The following is an 18,622-nucleotide window of genomic DNA, read 5'->3' on the forward strand; positions in this document are numbered from 1 at the left end:
CGACTTACACTCTGACTTCTAACCGCTTTACTCCGCCACTTATCTTAGGACAGTTCCGCAAAGCAACAATCTACATGTAAGCACCTCAACCAAAAATTCCCAAAACCGGAATTTCTGTTTGAGGCGACTTACATTCCGGTTGCTAACCGCTTTGCTGCACTCACTTATCTTAGGACAGTTCCGCAAAGCAGCAACCTGCACGTAAGCACCACAAGCAAAAATTCCAAGGACCGGAATTCCTCCTTGTGGAGACTTACGCTCCGGTTGCTAACCGCTTTGCTGCACTCACTTTATTTTAAAGGAGATTATCATGAAAATAGATTTACTAGATACATTGCGAGAAAAGAACCCAATTGCTTTTAATATTTCCAACTTTGTGACGGTTCAAGACGTTGCCAACGGGATTAATGCCCTGGGAGCTTCACCGATCATGTCCGAAGAACAAAATGAAGCGGAAGCCATGGTCAAAATGTGTAACTCAGTAACCATCAACCTTGGAGCATTTACAGAACCTCAGTTGGAGCAAATTGCCATGGTTTGTGCATTTGCCAACAAAGAAAAGAAACCAATTGTGGTTGATCCGGTCGCAGTTGGAGCGGTTGAATATCGAACTGAGCGCTGCAATGAGTTGCTGGACCAAATTGATGTGGCCGTTATCCGTGGAAATGTGGGTGAAATTGCAGCTCTGGCGGATGTTGAATGGAACTCAAAGGGAATTGACGCTGGTGAAGGATCCGGCGACCGTGAAGAAATTGCCAAAAAGTTGGCAAAAAAGCGAAGCTGTGTCGTTGTGGAAAGTGGTAAGACAGATATTATCACGGATGGCGAGGCAGTGGTTCGAATTTTCAATGAAACGGATCTCTTCAAACTGCATGTAGGTTCAGGTGATATGTTGTCCAGTACGATTGGCTGTTTCTGTGGTGTTGAAAGTGACGCATTTGAAGCAGCCCAGACGGCAACGGCAGTGTTTGACGTGGCAGGTGAATTGGTTGCCAAGTCAATGAAACAACCACTAGCAGGTTCGTTTGGCCCTCAACTAATCGATGAGTTACATTTGATAGATGTAAAGACGGTGGAGAAGTGGGCGGAATATGAATAAATAAGAGTGCGAAATCAAGCGGTTAGAAACTGGAGCCTAAGTTTCCTCATCCATAAATCCTGGTTTTGGATTTATGGATGAGGAGGCTTAGGTGCAAGTTTCTGCTTGGTTGAGCACGTTTCCACTATGTAGCCAAGCAACAGAAATCCTGATTTTGGGATTTTTGAATCAGGTGCTTATGTGCAGATTCCTGCTTGGTTGAGCACGTTTCCACTATATAGCGGAGAATAACGAAAACGAGGCCAAAAGTTACAATCCTGGTTTTGGATTTGTGTTGGTGGTGCTTATGTGCAGGTTATTGCTTGGTTTCGCACGTTTCCACTATGTAGCCAAGCAACGGAAATCCTGGTTTTGGGATTTTTGAATAAGGTGCTTATGCCCTGCTTCCTGCTTGGCGAGCCCATTTCCACTCCGTAATTCATTTCAAATCAATAAGGATCAAAAAGAGGAGCACTTAACATGATTAATCAAACGGTACAAACGTTGACAATTGCCGGCACAGATAGTGGCGGTGGTGCTGGCGTGATGGCAGATATTAAGACGATGCAGGAACGGCATGTGTTCGCAGCCGCAGTGGTGGTTGCCGTGACCGCACAAAATACGATTGGTGTCCAGGATTTTATGGCAATGCCAAAGAAAATGATCGAAGAACAATTTGCCTCTGTAGCAGGCGATTTGAAGATTCGCGCATGTAAGACAGGGATGCTCGCGGATGTCGCCACGGTAGAAGCGGTTGTCGAAAACTTAAAAAAGTATGATCTGGGTCCTTTAACCGTGGATCCTGTGATGATTGCCAAAGGCGGTGCCCGATTGTTGTCTGAAGACGCCATTGCAACGGTTCGAAATGAATTATTGCCGTTAGCGGATCTATTGACGCCAAATCTGCCAGAGGCTGAAGAATTGACCGGTACTAAAATTGAAACCAAAGATCAAATGACCACGGCTGCCAAAAAGCTTCAAGAGCTGGGGGTCAAAAATGTCATCATTAAGGGTGGTCATCAGACGAGCTCAAAAGAATCTTCTGATTTTGTCCTCCTTGAAAGTGGCAAGTCATTCTGGGTAAGCTCGCCGAGAATCGATACGGTGCGTACTCACGGAACCGGCGACACGTTATCGTCTTGTATCACAGCCGAAATTGCAAAGGGCAAAGACATGGAGACGGCCATTCGAATTGGTAAGAAGTATGTTCAGGCAACCATTGCCAATGGAATTGAAGTTGGCCACGGTCACGGCCCATTAAACCACTGGGCCAAAATTTCTGATGAGGAGGTTGAAGATTAAATGGGAATGAAATTTGATCCCTCAATGTTACGGAGCTACTTCATCGCCGGTACTCAGGATATCAAGGATGACCGCACCATTGGAGAAGTTTTGAAGCAGGCACTGGAAGCCGGTATCTCCGCCTTTCAATATCGTGAAAAAGGGCCAACGTCGTTAACTGGCGATGCAAAGCTGAAATTAGGCCGGAATTTGCGGGCATTATGTACTGACTATCAAGTGCCGTTTATTGTGGATGACGACGTGGAACTGGCGCTTGAAACAAACGCAGATGGGATTCATGTTGGCCAAAAAGATGAACGAGTGACCAAGGTAATCGACCAGGTTAATGGCCGGTTATTTGTTGGCTTGTCGTGTGATACTGCTGGCCAAGTTCAGATTGCCAATGAAACTGCCGGCATCAGCTACATCGGCAGTGGCCCTGTGTTTCCGACCGGTTCCAAAACCGACGCGGATCCGGTCATTGGTGTGGATGGTTTGGCAAAACTTGTGACCGTCAGCAAGTTGCCCGTTGTCGCAATCGGCGGAATTACCGAGGATAATCTCAAAGAGCTGCCAGCTACTGGGGTTGCCGGAACATCGGTAATCTCAATGATTGCCCAAAGTGACGACATTTTTCGGACGGTCAAAGCGATGAACGCAGCTTTTGCCAAATAGGTCGGAATTTCGGTTATTTGTGAAGATCATGATAGAATATCAAGTATAAGATTTGGCTAGTCTAAGTGACTAGTCTTTTTTCACAAATGATTGGTGGTCTCTCAATGACAAATAATAAATCAAAACAAAACTTGTCGACAAAATTAGCAAATATTCAAAACCAAATTGACCTCAGTAAAGCTCATAAGATTACGCCAACTCAATTAGATCATAATGTCCGCCGCTTCCGAGTTCAACCGCAAAATAATGTGACCGACCCAAATTGGCTGACCAACAATTTGGAACAGACGCAGGCTCGCGTGAAACAGCTTGAGGATAAGTATCCACTTCATAAAGTGTATTTCAATCGAATTTCGCACATGGGCTGGACGTGGATCGATCAGATGCCACTGGACTCAAAACGAATTGATGAACTGATGAAGTTGAATGTGCATGACCTGAATAAAACCTTCGAGGACGCGTTGACGACGCATTCTTTTGAATTGTTGAACGCCAATTTTGATGACTTAGCGGATTCACTGGACGCAGGGCATGCCAAGCAGGTCAGGATGATTAAGGACCTGATCAATTTGGATCCTAAATACCATCTTGTTTTGTTCAACACCTTATTTGCAATTCTGGAAGAAACGACGATTAAAAAATATGGTCAACCTCACACTGCAACCTGGAATTATAATCCAGCCTTGAACGTTGTCAAACGGATTACCCACCAGATGCACAGTGACCAACAACGGCGATTTGGCAGGTTACTTGAATTAAACGAGTTGAATGTTGTAATGGGGTTATACAAGTACGCTGACTTCAATGAGTACACGTTAAAAACAATGCCCTATTCACGCCACACTGTTGAGCACGGTAGATTTGACCCAAGCAACTTGACCTTTACCCAGTTCATGCAGCTGGTGTTGATTTGCAGAAACATTGCCTGGTCGCTGAAAAATTGACGGAAAAATAATGCAAATATCTTGAAAAAAGCCACGAAAAATGAGCCATATCCCAAACCGCAATGTTAACTTTGGGATATGGCTCATTTCATTATTTGACGTCACTCTATATTAAACCCTTCAATATGAGCTTGGGGGACCTTGGCAATGGTTCCCGTCATCGATTTCATGACATCCGTATTATTGCGGGTGTAGTAATAAACTTTGTGAGGGGCAAAGTCCGGTGACTTCACTTTATATTCTTCTAGGACTGGTTGGGTAAAGCCAGCCACGTTTTTTTCGGTAATTCTAGCAATTGTGACATCCTGGGTATTCGGCGTTCCGAATGCTTTCCAGCCTTGAGTATTCGTGGGTCCAAACACAAAATAGTTTCCTGACCGGGTATAGTTGGTCGTCGGTGACGCAGTTCTGACACCATCTTTGTAAAAGGTAAATTCAGTTTCGTTACCATACCAATTACCTCGAAACGCTTTTGAAACGGCACTGGGATTGGCTGCAGCGGCATTGTTACGTTCATTTGAATTCACGCCGGAAACAACGACTACTGTACAGAAGATTAACGTCAATAAAATGGTTATTGTTGATCTTTTCATGATGAATCACTTCTTTCACACCATGAGTATACCAATCTTATGTAAATAACTTGTAAATTTCTTGTATCAAGTCTGTACATTTTTTACGATAGGCAGAAAAATAACTCAACCGCGTTAATCATGTTACACTGGAATTACTTACTCGTTACATATATTAGGTTTAGATAAAATTCGATGGATTTGCTTGCGAAAGGGCAGCAAACCGTTAATATGGAACTTGAGTAACAAATCATATATTGAATTAAGGTGGGATAGTTATGAAGGGACATTTTAAGCTGGCCGTTTCTGTGGCCTTCTTATTTGCTTCGGTTGGCATCTTTGGTGTTGGCTCAAGCGTCCATGCGGATGTGATTGATAATCCGGGTACAGCCGGATCGATCAGCCAGGTCAATTCTGGCAACGTCTTAAAGGACTATGATGAAAATTCCCTCAACAAAGTTGATAATTCGACTCCTGAGGGGAACATGAGTAAAAAGTACACCAAATATAGCCTTGATCCAACTGGCTATAACTATGGCAATAGTTATTCAACAATTGCCGGCAGTTCACAGAGCACATCTTTCAAGACAAAGTGGTTCTTGCCAGATGGCTTCAACGTTTCTGATTATCAACATGGGAACTTCCAAAGTGTCACTTTGGATGATGAAGGCAATATTTACTTCATCGAATCAAATGGAACGAACACTAACAAAGGAGCCATTGTTAAATTTAACCTTGCTAAGCTTCAAGAATTAGGGGTTGATTCTGACATCCTGTTACTGTGGAAGGCATTTGATTACTTCAACCCATTCTCTGATGAAGGGCTGCAGCATAATCAAGAATATGATCAGATTAACAGCCAGTTACAAGGGGCATTTGATCAGGTTAAATCTTTGACCAAGACCTTGAACCAGAACCAATCATGGCAGAATAATCAGGTAAACTACCAAAAGAATGCACAAAAATGGTATAAGAGCTGGAAGGCTAAGAAAGCTAAGTACACCAAGATTTCGAAGTCTTACAAGTACTCATATGCCACGAGAAATAAAGCTAAGAAGACCGTTAAACAAGCAACAGCTAAGATGGCAAAATGGATGAAGTCTTATCAAATGCATAAGGCCAAAGTTGCCAAATACAATACTAAGATTTCTGGTATTCAGAATCAATTGAACACCTACCAGAGTCAAATCGATGCTGCGAAGGCTCAGAACCCAGAAATGTTTAAGTACGTTGAAATTGCGCAAACTGCTCAATTGAGTCCTGAGGTTGATATTGGTCATGGGCAAACATTGTCATTTAACCCAGATAACGGCCATATCTACTTAGCGGAAGATAACACGTTAACTGATTTGGCATCCCGTGACGATAATAACACCGTCCTCGAAATGGATCCCGATACATTGAAACCAATTCGTGAATACAACTTCAAGATGTATCATGGTGACAGTGCCAACTTGCAATTGCATACCTTGGCGTTTGACAAGGATGGAAATGCTTATTGGGGTCGTAAATACAATGGTGGTTACATCTTCTTCTATGGTCGCCTCGATCAAAATGGTGTAAGCTTCCAGGCTTCATCATCGTACGTCGGTAACCGTGGTGGCTCAACCAACCAAGGTGTTGCGGTCAACCCAGCAAATAATCGTCTGTACTTCGTTTCAGATGATATTTTAACGTCAGTGCCAACAAGTAAGATCCAAAGTGGTAACTTCTCGGCAAGTGACGTGCATTACCAAGCATTTAATTCGGGCCGTGAGTTCGAGAGCTTAGCGTTTGACCAAGATGGTTACGGCTACTTGTTAGCCCTATGGCCACCAGAGTTAATGCAGTCGACGGATCCGTTAAATTAAAGTGTGCGGAGAAAAGCGCTTAGGCGCGGTAATATAAGAGTGACCCCTCTAAAATCCTGGTTTTGGATTTTAGAGGGGTCACTCTTATATTGTGAGCGCCTGCTTTTCGGAGCACCATTCAGCAATGAAATGGCGGACAACTGTTCCTGGATTTTAGGGGGACTGCTTTTATATTGTGAGCGCCTGCATTTCGGAGCACCATTCGGCTATAGAAAGGCGGACAACTGTTCCTGGATTTTAGGGGGGGACTGCTCTTATATTGTGAGCGCCTGCATTTCGGAGCACCATTCGGCTATAGAAAGGCGGACAACTGTTCCTGGATTTTAGAGCGGTCACTCTTATATTTTTAGACAAGCGCCTGCATTTCGGAGCACCATTCAGCAATGAAGTAGCAGACAACGACCGCAAATCATTTCTGCATTTTAGCGTTACTTCTCTCCATACTGTAATCATCAGGTTCTGAGGGATGCTTCACTCCTAACAATGCCATAACATCAGCACTTATTGGTAAGCCTCCGCCAGCCCCTCAGCATCCGCTGTTGAAATTGAATTATCTTTGGTTTGTGGATACATGATACTTGTTGGAGAAGATGAATGAGTTAAGCCCAAGGCATGGCCCAACTCATGTTCAGCCACATGAAGCTGCTCAATTGAAGAATAATGATTGTTCTGGCAGACATTTTGATAAATTACCGAGTTGGCTGATTTAAATTTAATTAAGCCTGTCCCATTGGCTGAAGACGTTTTGTAGCTCAGAGTTGTTAATCCCGTGTGATTTGGGTTACTGCCATTGCTGACACCCAAAGTAATATCTGGGGTTGAATCTCCAGCGACAGTCAGCTGGACGACGCCTAATGAATTCCATTGGGCAATTGAAACTTTCCAGATGGCTTGGTAATAATTTGTGGGCGCCACAATTTTATATGTAATCTCGTTATCTGCCCAGCGATATCTGGCTGGAGTGATGACGTTGTTGTGAGTGTGGTAAATGGGGGAATTGTCAGCCAAATAAGTGTCAAAACTTTTTTTGACGTGTTTTTTGGCTGGCTTCGGGGTGTTCTGATGAACCCGCTTGACTTAGCGCGTGTGAACAACTTTTGACTGTCTCACCAGATGACTGTCCTTCTGAGCAAAAACGGTTTCAGGGGAGGCAATCGTCATCATAGCGGTCGCGGTGATTGCAGCAAATAGAATCCGATGCAATTTTCTCATTTTATTTTCTCCATCAAATGACACAAAAAAGGGGCCAGATGAATAACTCATCAGTCCCCGATTATTGTTGATCATTTATTTTTAGTGCAAAGTTATAAATTAATGTGTTCCCTCTAAGAATTTCATATTCATACCCCATGACTTAGCTTAGCGTATTTTTTCACAATTGCAATAGCTTCCGAACTATTTTGTAATAATTTAGATGCAAAGGTTGATTTTCAACACTAGGCTTACTGTTAATGTGGTATTGCCATTATGACAAGCATTGAATCGCTTTATAAAAATGAGGAGAATCATTAATTCCAAATATTGACTTATATGTTGTGACGAATCAAAGCATCAGCAACCCTGGATAATGTTAGTGAAGGTTAATCAATGATTACTAATAGCTTATTGTTTTGTGCACAAACAAATTTTGTTTTCCTGTCTGTAAATGACTATCAAATGAGAAAATCAATTCTAAATTAATTTTGTGATTGCATGGGGTTAAACGTTAATTTAACGTAATTCACTTGGCCGTCCGCTGCTCGGGTGATGGTGAATGATACAACGTAAGTCACAGGAACATCATCTTCAGTGATGGTGATCGTTTTGGCGCCGTCTGCAGTCGTATTACTTGTCAACTTATTCATGATTGTCGCATCATCCCACCAAGTTGAACTGAGGCCATTGATAACTTGTTGATTTTCAGGTGCCTTGTAGAAGTTTTGAATGGTTTGGTTGGTCGTATCGATCACAAAATTATCTTTTAAAAAGCCAAGTGGTTTGCCCGGCAAAAGGGACACGTGAGCAATTCCGTTATTATCAAACGTCACTTGAACCTTGAAACTGAAGCTGCCCATAATCCCCGTATCAAACATATCGGCAATTTGACCATCGCCAAGCGCCTTCTTGATGGCGTTTTGGTTGGCGGCGCTTCGATCGTTGGCGTCATATTGATACCCATCAGCTGTGGGGAAGGAATAAGCGTAGATGGTGTGGGCAAGCTTATTGTAGTTGACGTTATCATCCCCTGAAAGCGAAACATCCTTGGTTGACATGACCGCAAATGTCTGCAGATTCGTGGTTGTAGGGGTGGGAGTCGGTGCTGGTGCTGGCGTGACGTTGGCGTTTCCCGGCTGAGTAGTCGTTAAAGCAGTGGCTTCAATCCAACCGTTTACCTCGGGGTGAGTGTCATCAGTGATGTAGAAATATTTTGTATTATTTCGCGAATTCATAGTTGATTGGGTCACTTTCAACTCGTCGTTAGCGTACGGTTGGGATGAATCAATCACCTTGTGGGTTTTATATTGCGTCCAGGTTGGATAATTGCGGGTCACGGAGTCTTGACCTGGATCTTTGAAGTAGTAGGTGCTATTCTGCTCGGTGCTGCTCAGGGTGTCGCTAACGGTGGTCGAAACCGACTGGACGCCACCATCAAACGTGCTGGTAGATTTGCCGCCATAAATCCAGCCCCGGTACTTCTGATCGAAGCTGACGATCTTGTAATAGACGGATCCCCGGGAAGTGGTAGCGACCCGATAAGCCCGAAAGAACTTCTGGGGGTTACTTGAGTTGCCAAGGGTGCTCATGGTATAAGTGGTGGCAAGCTTTCGAGCACCTTTCAGTGTCCCAGCTTTAGTGTACAAGGCGTTTGTCCCGGTCGTTGTGACATTGCGAGAAGTTGGTGCCGCCGTCATGGTGACGTTTGATTTTACCTTTGCGTAAGATTTGGCGCTGACTTGATTCGGGACTGCCCAGAGCAACAGCCCGCCAGCTAACAACGCCGAAGAAGCATTAATGATTTTCATTGTGAACCCCCTAAGATTATTTAAGAATAGTTTGATAATAGAAAATCCATATGTAGTTTCATCTTTAATTATACTGGTACCAGACATTGATTGACAAACTTTAATTTTGCAGCGCAATTTCTTGCCACGGTTGTCAAAACAAGCTATCTTTGAGTTGAAATGTAAGGGTAACCATAATGGGAGGTTGTTATCATGATGAGCCTGAATTATACAGAGCAATTTGCGTTGTGCGTGTTGGGACAGAAGCCGAAACTGAATGCCTTTAAAAAACGAGAGGTCGCAGCTTGCCTGCTGCTATCAGAAATTGTCGAGTTACTACGTGATGGGAGCCTCCAACTGACTGCAGATGATAAGATGGTTGTCGGCCCCGGCGCCAAGCCTTTCAAAGATTATTTGGTGCCAGTTGCCAGAGATATTCAAGGCCGTAAGTCGCAGACAATTAATAGTTATATCAAAAATGCCGTTTTGTCCGTCAGAAAAAAGCGGGTGACGGAATTTGCGGCGGCACTTTGTAACTCGTTAATCAGCGACAACATGCTGGATGAAGATGAGAATAAATACTACGTCAATCAAACGGTGATCGACCGCAGCTTAACGGAACTCTATCACGATTTGACAACTGATAAGGAGCCCCACGAAGTAACGGTAATGTTGGCGATGCTGCTGATTAATTCAGGCTTGTTCAAGCGCTATTTCCCAAAGGATGAGGCGACGCAAATTCAACTGCGGTTGAAAGAAGTTGCAAAGTCAGATCAGTATCCGTTGATTTCGGATGTGATTAAAAGAGTGCACACCGAATTGTCTCGGATTGTTGCCAGCGTGCGAAGAGAAACGGTTTGAGTTTCGATTGAAAAAACGGTTAATTCCAAAATATAAGCCAATCACCTGGACATTCGAGTTTGGAATGTTGGGATGATTGGCTTATATTTTAAGAAATGCTTTTTGAACTAAGGCTTAGCAATATCGCATTCGGAAGTTCGAAGTTGTTGACTATTAACCAGCTTCTTGTTTTCACGATTTTATTCGACTGGGTACTTTGCCTTGAGGGCATTTAAGGCGGTCACGTAAACCATCGTCGGCTTCTTGCCAGCCATAAAATCGGCAGCATCAGCTTCACTGACATTCATTTCCTTGAGCCAAGCAGTTTCTGCCAAATGAGCGGACTTTTTGACCGTCGTGAGCTTTGCCAACAGTTCTGCTGGCGTTAAGCTCAATAGGTAAAGGCGTTGAATCTGCTTCAAAACAGATTCGTAAACACCACTGGCAGCTTCCTTCTTATTGTATTCGGCAATTTCTGCTGGCGTGAATTCAACAATATTGAACAGATAATCGTCAGGGAGCTTCAATTTATCTTGGTAATCTTTGATCTTTGCAAATAATTCATCAACAGACATTCTAAAACCTCGCATAGATTTAGTGTGGTACATCTCCTTCATGATAAAGCAAAAAATGGCAGATTGCTACTGGAGATGAATTGGACATCAGTTAAATGACTAAAACCACCATTCGGACTAGATAACTTCTACCGAATGGTGGCTTTTTAATTAACTGGCATAGGCGCGTTTAACTGCTTCCACATCATTATTGGTGATTTGGCGGCCAACTGGGGTCGGATTCATGATGCTGTGATCGGAATCCGAATGTCCCAAGCCGATCGCGTGACCGAGTTCATGTTCAGCGACCCGCGTGCGGTCTGATTTCGAGTACTTATGATCGTTGCAGGTATTATCGTACACAATCGCAGTGGCTACTTTTAGCAGCGGCAGGTTATTCAACCGCGTTTGGTTATAAAAAGTCGTGGTACATAAACCGGAATGTTCGGGCCGAACCGCGGTGCTGGCATCCAAATGGACATCTGGGGTCTCGCCATTAGCCCTGACCAACTTGACGACGTTAAATTGATTCCAGCTATCAACGGCCGTCTTCCAAATGCCTTGATAATAATCACTATTGGTGTCGATCTTGTATTTGATCGTTGAACTCTTCCAACGATATCTGACGGGGGTCGCCACATCATCCTGCTGTTCAACCGCATATTCTGGTTGAAAATTGCTCTGTTGAGAATTGGACTTGGAATTCTTTTTCTTCGTCACTTTCTTCTTTGTGGCGTTGCGCTTCTTTTTCGGCACCTTTTTCTTAGTGGCCTTCTGTTTGGCCTTGGCATGGCTGGCTGTTTGACTTTCCGAGTTGCTTGGTGCAGACAGCTCAATCACTTTGGCCGTTCCCAAAATGATTACAATCAGTGATATAATGGCAATTCCTAATTTTAATAATGCTTTCATGACGATCTCTCCTTCGGGCTTTGGGCGCGGAGTGTTATTAGGCAAACCGCGTCTTCATAACGATTTAGTCCCCACTAAATTTCCCTCAGAAGTTATCACTTAACCATATCCTTATGATAACCATTAATTATTTAAACGTCATTTTTAACGCCTATCATTGATTTTCAGTAGGCAAAACGCATAATCTGCGTTAGAATAACACAAGCACTTTAGCTAGACAGACATTGGAGGTACTCATGAGCTACTTAGAATTACGCAACATTAAGAAATCATATTACTTGGGCAGCCAGGAATTCCCAGTATTAACCGGGATTGACTTGTCATTTGATCAAGGGGAGTTTGTCTCGATCCTCGGTGAATCCGGCGGTGGGAAGACGACCCTGATGAATATCATTGGTGGCCTGGACAGTAATTATTCTGGGGATGTTGTATTGAATGGCAACTCCTTGCGCCATGATACTTCCAAACAATTGGACGCATACCGACGCCAGACGATTGGGTTTATTTTCCAAAATTTCAACTTAATTAGTCATTTGACGATTTTTGAAAATGTTATGGTTTCCTTGGAAATGACGACGTTAAGCCATAAGCAGCAGGAACAGCGGGCCCGAGAATTGTTGACCAAAGTTGGCTTAAAAGAACACATGAAGAAGTACCCCAACCAGATTTCTGGCGGTCAAAAACAACGGGTGGCAATTGCCCGCGCCTTGGCTTCTGATCCGGAAATTATCATCGCTGACGAGCCAACGGGAGCCTTGGATAGTCAAAATACTCAGGAAATTTTGCAGCTGTTGGACGAAATTGCGACCGATGGTAAATTAGTGATCACCGTGACCCATTCACAGACGGTAGCTGATTTTGGAACCCGGATTGTCCGGTTGGCTGATGGAAAAATTGGCGAGGATAAAGCCATTAAAGAACCATACAAAGCCAGCGCAGCCAACGAATTATCAACTCGAACGTTGAAATTTGGTGCCACTTTAAAGATGGCTCTGGAAAACATGAAGTACAACGTGAAACGAAACCTGCTCATTGTTTTCGGCGCGGCGATCGGAATTTTTAGTGTCATCGTGATGCTGGGACTTGGGAATGGCGTGCAGGGTTACATTAACCACGAAATTTATTCGCAGGTGAATCCGAATGCCGTTCAGGTTACGAAAAATGTGTCAACCGATTCCAGTCCGGATATGAATAAGATTAATGTGAACGCGAAGGATAAATCGCGGATTAAGAACATTAAGAACGTGCAAAGCATTGATAACGGCTTCTTCGTTCAGGGTGGCAGCCAATTGCGCCAGGGAAGAAAGACCGCGTCAGTGTCGTTTATGCAGACGTATAATAAGACAATTCTGAATAAGAGTATTTCCAAAGGCAAGGCGCCAAAAGACGGTCAGATTATGCTGACAAAGGAAATTGCTGAGAAGTTCAACAAGAAGAACCCTAATTCGATGGTGGGCAAGAAGATTACCTTCTATCAGAATACGTTGAATAAGCAAAAACGGCCGATTGTTTTAACGCGGACATTGACAGTGAGTGGCGTTTCCAAAGCCAACACGGGTTCTACATCGGTGACCTATAACACGATGAAGTCGATTTACCATTCCAAAGGCTTGAGCATTAAGCCGAACTTTGTGACGGTTGAAATTGCTGGCAATGTTAAGAACGTGAAGCCGGTGACCAACAAGATCAAGACATTCAAGAATGAAAAAGGTAAGGCAGCTTACCAGATCACTGGCGTGGGTGGCTTTGTGGATACGTTGAACACGTATATTACATTGGCGGTTGACGTCTTGGCGACGATTGCCGGCATTTCGCTGCTGGTATCGGCAATTATGATCATTGTCGTGCTCTATATCAGCGTTTCGGAACGAACCAAGGAAATTGGTATCTTGCGGGCATTGGGGGCATCAAAGGGCAGTATCAGAAACCTGTTCTTCTCGGAAGCCTTCTTCATTGGCTTGTTCTCCTCAGTATTGGCGATTGCCTTAGCCGAAATTCTCCAGCTAGTCGCGAATAATATCGCCCAGTCGGGAATCAACTACTCGATTATGCAAATATCGACGGGTAATTTAATCTTCGGCTTCCTGGTCTCAGTCATCATCTCACTGTTGGCAGCATTGGCTCCAGCGGGTAAGGCTGCGAGGTTGGATCCGATTGAGAGTTTGAGTTATGAATAAATAAGTGAGCGGAGCCAGGTGGTTAGAAACTGTAACATAAGTCTCCTTTTTCGAAAATCCCGGTTTTGGGGATTTTTGAAAAAGGTGCTTATGTGGAAGTTTCTGCCTGGCGGAGCTGTCCTAATCTATGTAAAATAGAACGACCACAAACTACAAGGGAATTTTTGGCAGAGGTGCTTATGTGTAGCTTTCTGCTTTGCGGAGCTGTCCTCATCTATGTAAAAGAGAATAACTACAAGGAAATTTTGCTAAAGAAATGCCACAATTAATTTATGATTCTGAGTGTAACGATCATTAAAAAGGGCTACGTCGAAGTCGTAAAATAATAATCAAGCAGTTTTCCCAATGCTAACTATCCTGAGAAGACCATTTTTTATCATTATTTTTTCATATGCAACATTCCCAATATAAAGGGACCTGTAATCGCTTTACATGATTGGTCCCTATATCAAAATTAGAATTTCCCTTGACATTCTCATAATTGCGACTAAACTCATTAAGTAAATTGATAAACAAACGCAGTGAAAAGATGAGTAATCTTGGAACGGTATCAAGAGAGTTCACATTTGGTGAGAGTGAATTGCCGGGAATTGACGAAGATGGTCTTTGAGCAGGATGTTGTTGAGTGTCAACAAAGCAACGTGGTTAAACACACCTTACAGTGTTCGGGCATTGATCCTAGTGCTCAGTGAGTCGCGTAGTGTAAGCTGCGTGAAAATTAAGGTGGTAACACGACAATATCGTCCTTGTACAGATGCATTTCTGTATGGGGACGTTTTTTTATTTAGTGAGCGGATCCAAGCGCTTAGAAGTCGGAGCGTAAGTCGCCGTCAACGGAAATTCCCGGGCTTGGAATTTTCGTTGAGGGTGCTTACGTGCAGACTTCTGCTTGGAGGAGCTGTCCTAAAGTAAGTGAGCAGCGTAACCATTTTGCTTTGCATAACTATCAAAAAAATTAGAGGAGTGGTCAAAATGACAGTAGCAACTAAAACAAAATTTCCAAATCGATTCGATGAAGTAGGGAGCTTATTACGTCCAGCACGATTAAAGCAAGCGCGGGCAGATTATGAAGCCCATAAGATTACGGCCGATGAGTTAACAAACGTTGAAAACGAAGAAATCAGGCGAATTGTTAAGAAGCAAGTTGAATTAGGCCTCAAAGACGTGACCGATGGGGAGTTCCGCCGCAGTTGGTGGCACTTAGATTTCTTCGCCGGCTTAAAAGGGGTTCAGTATTTTGTTCCAGAACATGGCTTCATCTTCCACGGCGAGGAAACCCGCAAAGGTGGCGTTAAATTTACCGGGAAGATCGCATACAATCCCAACCATCCATTCTTTGACGGTTTCAAATTCTTAAACAGCATTGTTCCAGATGGCGTCACTGCCAAGCAAACGATTCCCAGCCCAGACGTCTTCTTCCCGAACAAGGATGCTGAAGTTTACGATGAGTACTACAAGGGCGACTTTGAAGCCTTGCTCAATGACGAAATTGAAGCGTACAAGCAAACCGTTCAGCATTTCTACGACCTTGGTTGTCGATACTTACAGATTGACGACACCTCTTGGGGAATGTGGGCTAGCTTCTCTAACGGCACCTTGAAGCCTGAATTAAAGCCGTTAGCCGAAGCCGCCGTCAAGGCAATTAACGCCATCGCCGACAGCAAACCAGATGACTTAACCTTAACGATGCACGTCTGCAAGGGTAACTACGATTCAACTTGGGCTGGTGCCGGGGCTTACGATCCAGTTGCCGATTACTTGGCGCAACTTCACATCGACGGTTACTTCTTGGAATATGATGACGAGCGTTCCGGTGGCTTTGAACCATTGAAGAAGATCGCTGACAATGGTCGAGATCAACGAGTGGTCATTGGCCTGGTTACCACTAAAAAGCCTCAATTAGAGACTGAGCAACTGTTAAAAGATCGGATCAACAAAGCCAGCCAATTCATTCCACTAAACAACTTGTGCTTGTCACCTCAATGTGGATTTGCCTCAACGGAAGAGGGGAACCACCTGACTGAGGAGGATCAATGGAACAAGTTACGATTAGTGATTAAGGTTGCTAAGAGCGTTTGGAAAGACGCTTAAAAGTCAACAATATATTAAATGAAATCCATGATAAGAAGAGTAGTTGCGAGCATTCAATCAAAGAGAACCCGGTTGGTGAGAAAGGGAATTGAATGTTGCAATGAAGATGAGCTTTGAAAGGTATCACGTTGTTAACGCAGCATGATCGGCAGGGACCGTTATCCTCCCGGGTATCAAGAAGGTACCGATGAGACGTAGAGTGTGACAAGACCTCTACGTGAACAAGGGTGGTAACGCGACAATTCGCCCCTTACATGGCATGAGTAGCTGTGTAAGGGGCGTTTTTTGTATCTAAATTAAGGAAGTGATGCAAGATTCAATTAATGCTTTTGAAATTATTTAATTTTATTCAATAAAAACAAAATTTGTGGAGGTTTTGCATATGGCAGAAAATGTGAGTCCAGCTTCATTAAAAGTCAGCTTAACAACAAAAGATTTATTGATTTACGGAATTACCTTTATGATTCCGGTTGCCCCATTAGCTTTCTATGGGTCATTTCTACAACCAGCTAACGGCATGGTGGCCTTGGCATATTTAATTGGGATGATCGCAATGCTTTTCACCGGTTTCAGTTATGCCACAATGTCAGCGCGTTATCCATTTTCCGGTTCCGTTTATACCTACGTTCAGCAAGGTACCAACCGTGGACTAGGCTTCATCGGTGGCTGGGGAATCACCCTAGATTACTTCTTAATTCCAACGATCACTTATTTAATTACGCAATCGTTTGGTGAGTCATTGCTGCCTGGGGTACCAGGTTGGGCTTGGATCGTAGTATTGGTACTCCTCAACACTTGGGTTAATATCCTTGGTGTTAACGTGGTCACAAAAGTCAGTTGGGCATTGTTTGCCCTTCAAGGAATTGTGTTGTTGGCATTTGTAATTGGAACCCTTCACTTATTGTTTACCGGTTCGATCCAACCAAACGCCGTTGCCTTTTATAATCCAGCTCATTTCAACGTTTCTGGCGTTTTACAGGCAACTGGTATTGTTATTGTCAGCTACCTGGGCTTTGATGCCATTAGCACATTATCAGAAGAAGCCGAAGACCCACACCGTTCAGTTGGTCGGGCCATCATTCTTTCCATCGTCGGGATTGGCCTGTTATTCGTTGTAATTACTGCTTTGGCAGGTTTTGTGGCGCCTGATTATCAAAATCTGAATCCTAATACGGCGTTCTTAGGAATCCTGCAGCGAGTCGGTGGTACTTGGTTGGTTAAGTTGGCTGATATCACGATCATCCTGTCGTTTGGTTTTGCCAGTGGACAGGAAGGCCAGACCGCTATTTCCCGGATCTTGTATGCAATGGGTCGCGATGGCATTTTACCTCGCCAATTAGCTGTTTTGCATAAGAAATACCGCACCCCGGTCGTTGCGATTGTCTTGGTTGGTGCCATTTCACTTGTGCTTTCTTTGACCTTATCCCAAGCAACGGTTTCCAATTTGGTTAGTTTTGGTGCCTTGTTTGGCTTCATCTTATTGAACCTGTCAGTTGTCTGGAAATTTTATATCAAGGGCGATCACAGTTCGATCTTATCGGCAATTAAATATTTAGTTTCACCATTAATTGGCTTTGGCGTCAGCACTTGGATTTTCCTGAGCTTAACCCCAGAAGCAAAGATCGTTGGGGCGGCTTGGATTGCAGCCGGCATCGTCATCTTGTTGGTACAAACCAAGCTCTTCACGCAGCGGACACCGGGACTCGACTTTTCAAGCAAGGATTAATAAAGGAGAAATAAATCATGACAACTAAAACAGCAGAACCAGCAACAACTATTAATAAAACAGAAAATGAACAATTGCTTCAGCAAACCGTTGAACAGTTAAAGAACTTCAAGTGGGTGGACTTAACCCACTCATTTGGGCCGGAAAGTCCTCGGTTCCCAGCTTTTGCCAAGCCAAAATTCAATACGATTTTTACCCATGCAGATGGCTTCTTCGTTAAGGAATATACTTTCCCAGGTCAATTTGGCACTCATTTGGATCCACCGATTCATTTTGATGCTCATCAAGACACTTACGTGGAAGATATTCCGCTTAAAAAGTTCGTTTTGCCACTGGTCGTCATTGATCGATCAAAAGAAGCAAATGCCAATCCAGATTCTTCATTGAGTGTTGCCGATATCAAGCAATGGGAAAAGAAACATGGTAAGATTCCGGAACATTCATTTGTAGCGCTGCGAACTGATTGGGGCAAACGTTGGCCAAGTCAGAGTAAGTTTGAAAATTTGGACGATGCCGGCCAAGCTCATTATCCAGGCTGGGATCTTGATGCTTTGAAGTTCATCTATGAACAACGAAACGTCACAGCTAATGGTCACGAAACTTTTGATACCGATACGGCAACCAAACAGGAAAATGGGTTAGTAGGCGAGTATTATGTCCTGTCACACGGCCACTACCAAATTGAATTGCTGGATAACTTGGATTTGGTTCCAGCTACTGGTGCCTACATTCATATCTCGGTTCCGAAGGCGGAGAAGGCCCCCGGTTTTCCGGTTCGGGCTTATGCGGTGGTGCCGGAGTAAGCAGATTGATAACTCATTACCAGGTTGAATATAACAGTTAGTTTGAAATTAGGTTCTGCTGATTAATCGGTGGGATCTTTTTTTGATGATTTTAGGGGGTACTACTGTCAAAAAAATTGAATTTGGAACTCGATGGTCCAT

At 43.7% G+C, this 18,622-nt stretch carries 16 protein-coding genes and 1 other annotated feature; of the genes, 10 read left to right on the forward strand and 6 right to left on the reverse strand.

The window, feature by feature from the left end; translation table 11 throughout:
• Positions 1 to 310 precede the first annotated feature (310 nt).
• From thiM to FD12_RS06535, 4 genes are all read left to right on the forward strand, one after another.
• Complete coding sequence (thiM, locus tag FD12_RS06520; RefSeq protein WP_056982265.1) at positions 311 to 1,099, forward strand: hydroxyethylthiazole kinase; 789 nt, start codon at positions 311 to 313, stop codon at positions 1,097 to 1,099.
• 459 nt (positions 1,100 to 1,558) lie between these two features.
• Positions 1,559 to 2,380: a bifunctional hydroxymethylpyrimidine kinase/phosphomethylpyrimidine kinase gene (thiD, locus tag FD12_RS06525; RefSeq protein WP_054747351.1), complete on the forward strand. Its 822-nt coding sequence runs from the start codon at positions 1,559 to 1,561 to the stop codon at positions 2,378 to 2,380.
• On the forward strand, positions 2,381 to 3,034 hold the full coding sequence (thiE, locus tag FD12_RS06530) for a thiamine phosphate synthase (protein WP_054747354.1): 654 nt from the start codon (positions 2,381 to 2,383) through the stop codon (positions 3,032 to 3,034). It abuts the gene before it with no gap.
• 104 nt (positions 3,035 to 3,138) lie between these two features.
• Positions 3,139 to 3,978, forward strand: a complete 840-nt coding sequence (locus FD12_RS06535; RefSeq protein WP_056982266.1) for a hypothetical protein — start codon at positions 3,139 to 3,141, stop codon at positions 3,976 to 3,978.
• 101 nt (positions 3,979 to 4,079) lie between these two features.
• Here FD12_RS06535 and FD12_RS06540 read toward each other — a convergent pair whose 3' ends face one another.
• A complete protein-coding gene (locus FD12_RS06540; protein WP_054747356.1) occupies positions 4,080 to 4,571 on the reverse strand; it encodes a hypothetical protein in 492 nt (163 codons plus the stop codon).
• A gap of 257 nt (positions 4,572 to 4,828) precedes the next feature.
• Here FD12_RS06540 and FD12_RS06545 point away from each other — a divergent pair, with 257 nt between their 5' ends.
• Positions 4,829 to 6,400, forward strand: a complete 1,572-nt coding sequence (locus FD12_RS06545; protein WP_054747357.1) for an NHL repeat-containing protein — start codon at positions 4,829 to 4,831, stop codon at positions 6,398 to 6,400.
• Positions 6,401 to 6,901: 501 nt separating this feature from the next.
• On the opposite strand, the gene FD12_RS06550 is transcribed toward FD12_RS06545, so the two are convergent.
• From FD12_RS06550 to FD12_RS06560, 3 genes are all read right to left on the reverse strand, one after another.
• Positions 6,902 to 7,408, reverse strand: a complete 507-nt coding sequence (locus FD12_RS06550) for a matrixin family metalloprotease (RefSeq protein WP_054747359.1) — start codon at positions 7,406 to 7,408, stop codon at positions 6,902 to 6,904.
• 69 nt (positions 7,409 to 7,477) lie between these two features.
• Positions 7,478 to 7,612: a hypothetical protein gene (locus FD12_RS14305; RefSeq protein WP_263862406.1), complete on the reverse strand. Its 135-nt coding sequence runs from the start codon at positions 7,610 to 7,612 to the stop codon at positions 7,478 to 7,480.
• Positions 7,613 to 8,076: 464 nt separating this feature from the next.
• A complete protein-coding gene (locus tag FD12_RS06560; protein WP_054748441.1) occupies positions 8,077 to 9,402 on the reverse strand; it encodes a hypothetical protein in 1,326 nt (441 codons plus the stop codon).
• Between the two features lie 192 nt (positions 9,403 to 9,594).
• Here FD12_RS06560 and FD12_RS06565 point away from each other — a divergent pair, with 192 nt between their 5' ends.
• The gene (locus FD12_RS06565) at positions 9,595 to 10,242 is read left to right on the forward strand and encodes a GPP34 family phosphoprotein (protein ID WP_056982267.1); all 648 of its coding nucleotides are present in this window, start codon (positions 9,595 to 9,597) and stop codon (positions 10,240 to 10,242) included.
• Between the two features lie 179 nt (positions 10,243 to 10,421).
• Here FD12_RS06565 and FD12_RS06570 read toward each other — a convergent pair whose 3' ends face one another.
• Both FD12_RS06570 and FD12_RS06575 read right to left on the reverse strand, forming a co-directional pair.
• Entirely contained in the window at positions 10,422 to 10,796 is a 375-nt protein-coding gene (locus FD12_RS06570) for a hypothetical protein (protein ID WP_054748443.1), read from the reverse strand.
• Positions 10,797 to 10,946: 150 nt separating this feature from the next.
• Positions 10,947 to 11,684 carry a matrixin family metalloprotease gene (locus tag FD12_RS06575; protein ID WP_054748445.1) on the reverse strand — a complete coding sequence of 246 codons (738 nt, stop codon included), beginning with the start codon at positions 11,682 to 11,684 and terminating at the stop codon, positions 10,947 to 10,949.
• Between the two features lie 236 nt (positions 11,685 to 11,920).
• Between FD12_RS06575 and FD12_RS06580 the strand changes: the two genes are divergently transcribed.
• From FD12_RS06580 to FD12_RS06595, 4 genes are all read left to right on the forward strand, one after another.
• Positions 11,921 to 13,861, forward strand: a complete 1,941-nt coding sequence (locus tag FD12_RS06580; RefSeq protein WP_054748446.1) for an ABC transporter ATP-binding protein/permease — start codon at positions 11,921 to 11,923, stop codon at positions 13,859 to 13,861.
• A gap of 512 nt (positions 13,862 to 14,373) precedes the next feature.
• Positions 14,374 to 14,612, forward strand: a binding site (T-box leader).
• A 221-nt stretch (positions 14,613 to 14,833) separates the two neighbouring features.
• Complete coding sequence (locus FD12_RS06585; RefSeq protein ID WP_054748448.1) at positions 14,834 to 15,952, forward strand: 5-methyltetrahydropteroyltriglutamate--homocysteine S-methyltransferase; 1,119 nt, start codon at positions 14,834 to 14,836, stop codon at positions 15,950 to 15,952.
• A gap of 382 nt (positions 15,953 to 16,334) precedes the next feature.
• Complete coding sequence (locus FD12_RS06590; RefSeq protein ID WP_054748450.1) at positions 16,335 to 17,678, forward strand: APC family permease; 1,344 nt, start codon at positions 16,335 to 16,337, stop codon at positions 17,676 to 17,678.
• Between the two features lie 17 nt (positions 17,679 to 17,695).
• A complete protein-coding gene (locus FD12_RS06595) occupies positions 17,696 to 18,481 on the forward strand; it encodes a cyclase family protein (RefSeq protein WP_054748452.1) in 786 nt (261 codons plus the stop codon).
• Positions 18,482 to 18,622 lie beyond the last annotated feature (141 nt).

This window comes from Lentilactobacillus rapi DSM 19907 = JCM 15042 (assembly GCF_001436255.1).
GTDB lineage: Bacteria > Bacillota > Bacilli > Lactobacillales > Lactobacillaceae > Lentilactobacillus > Lentilactobacillus rapi.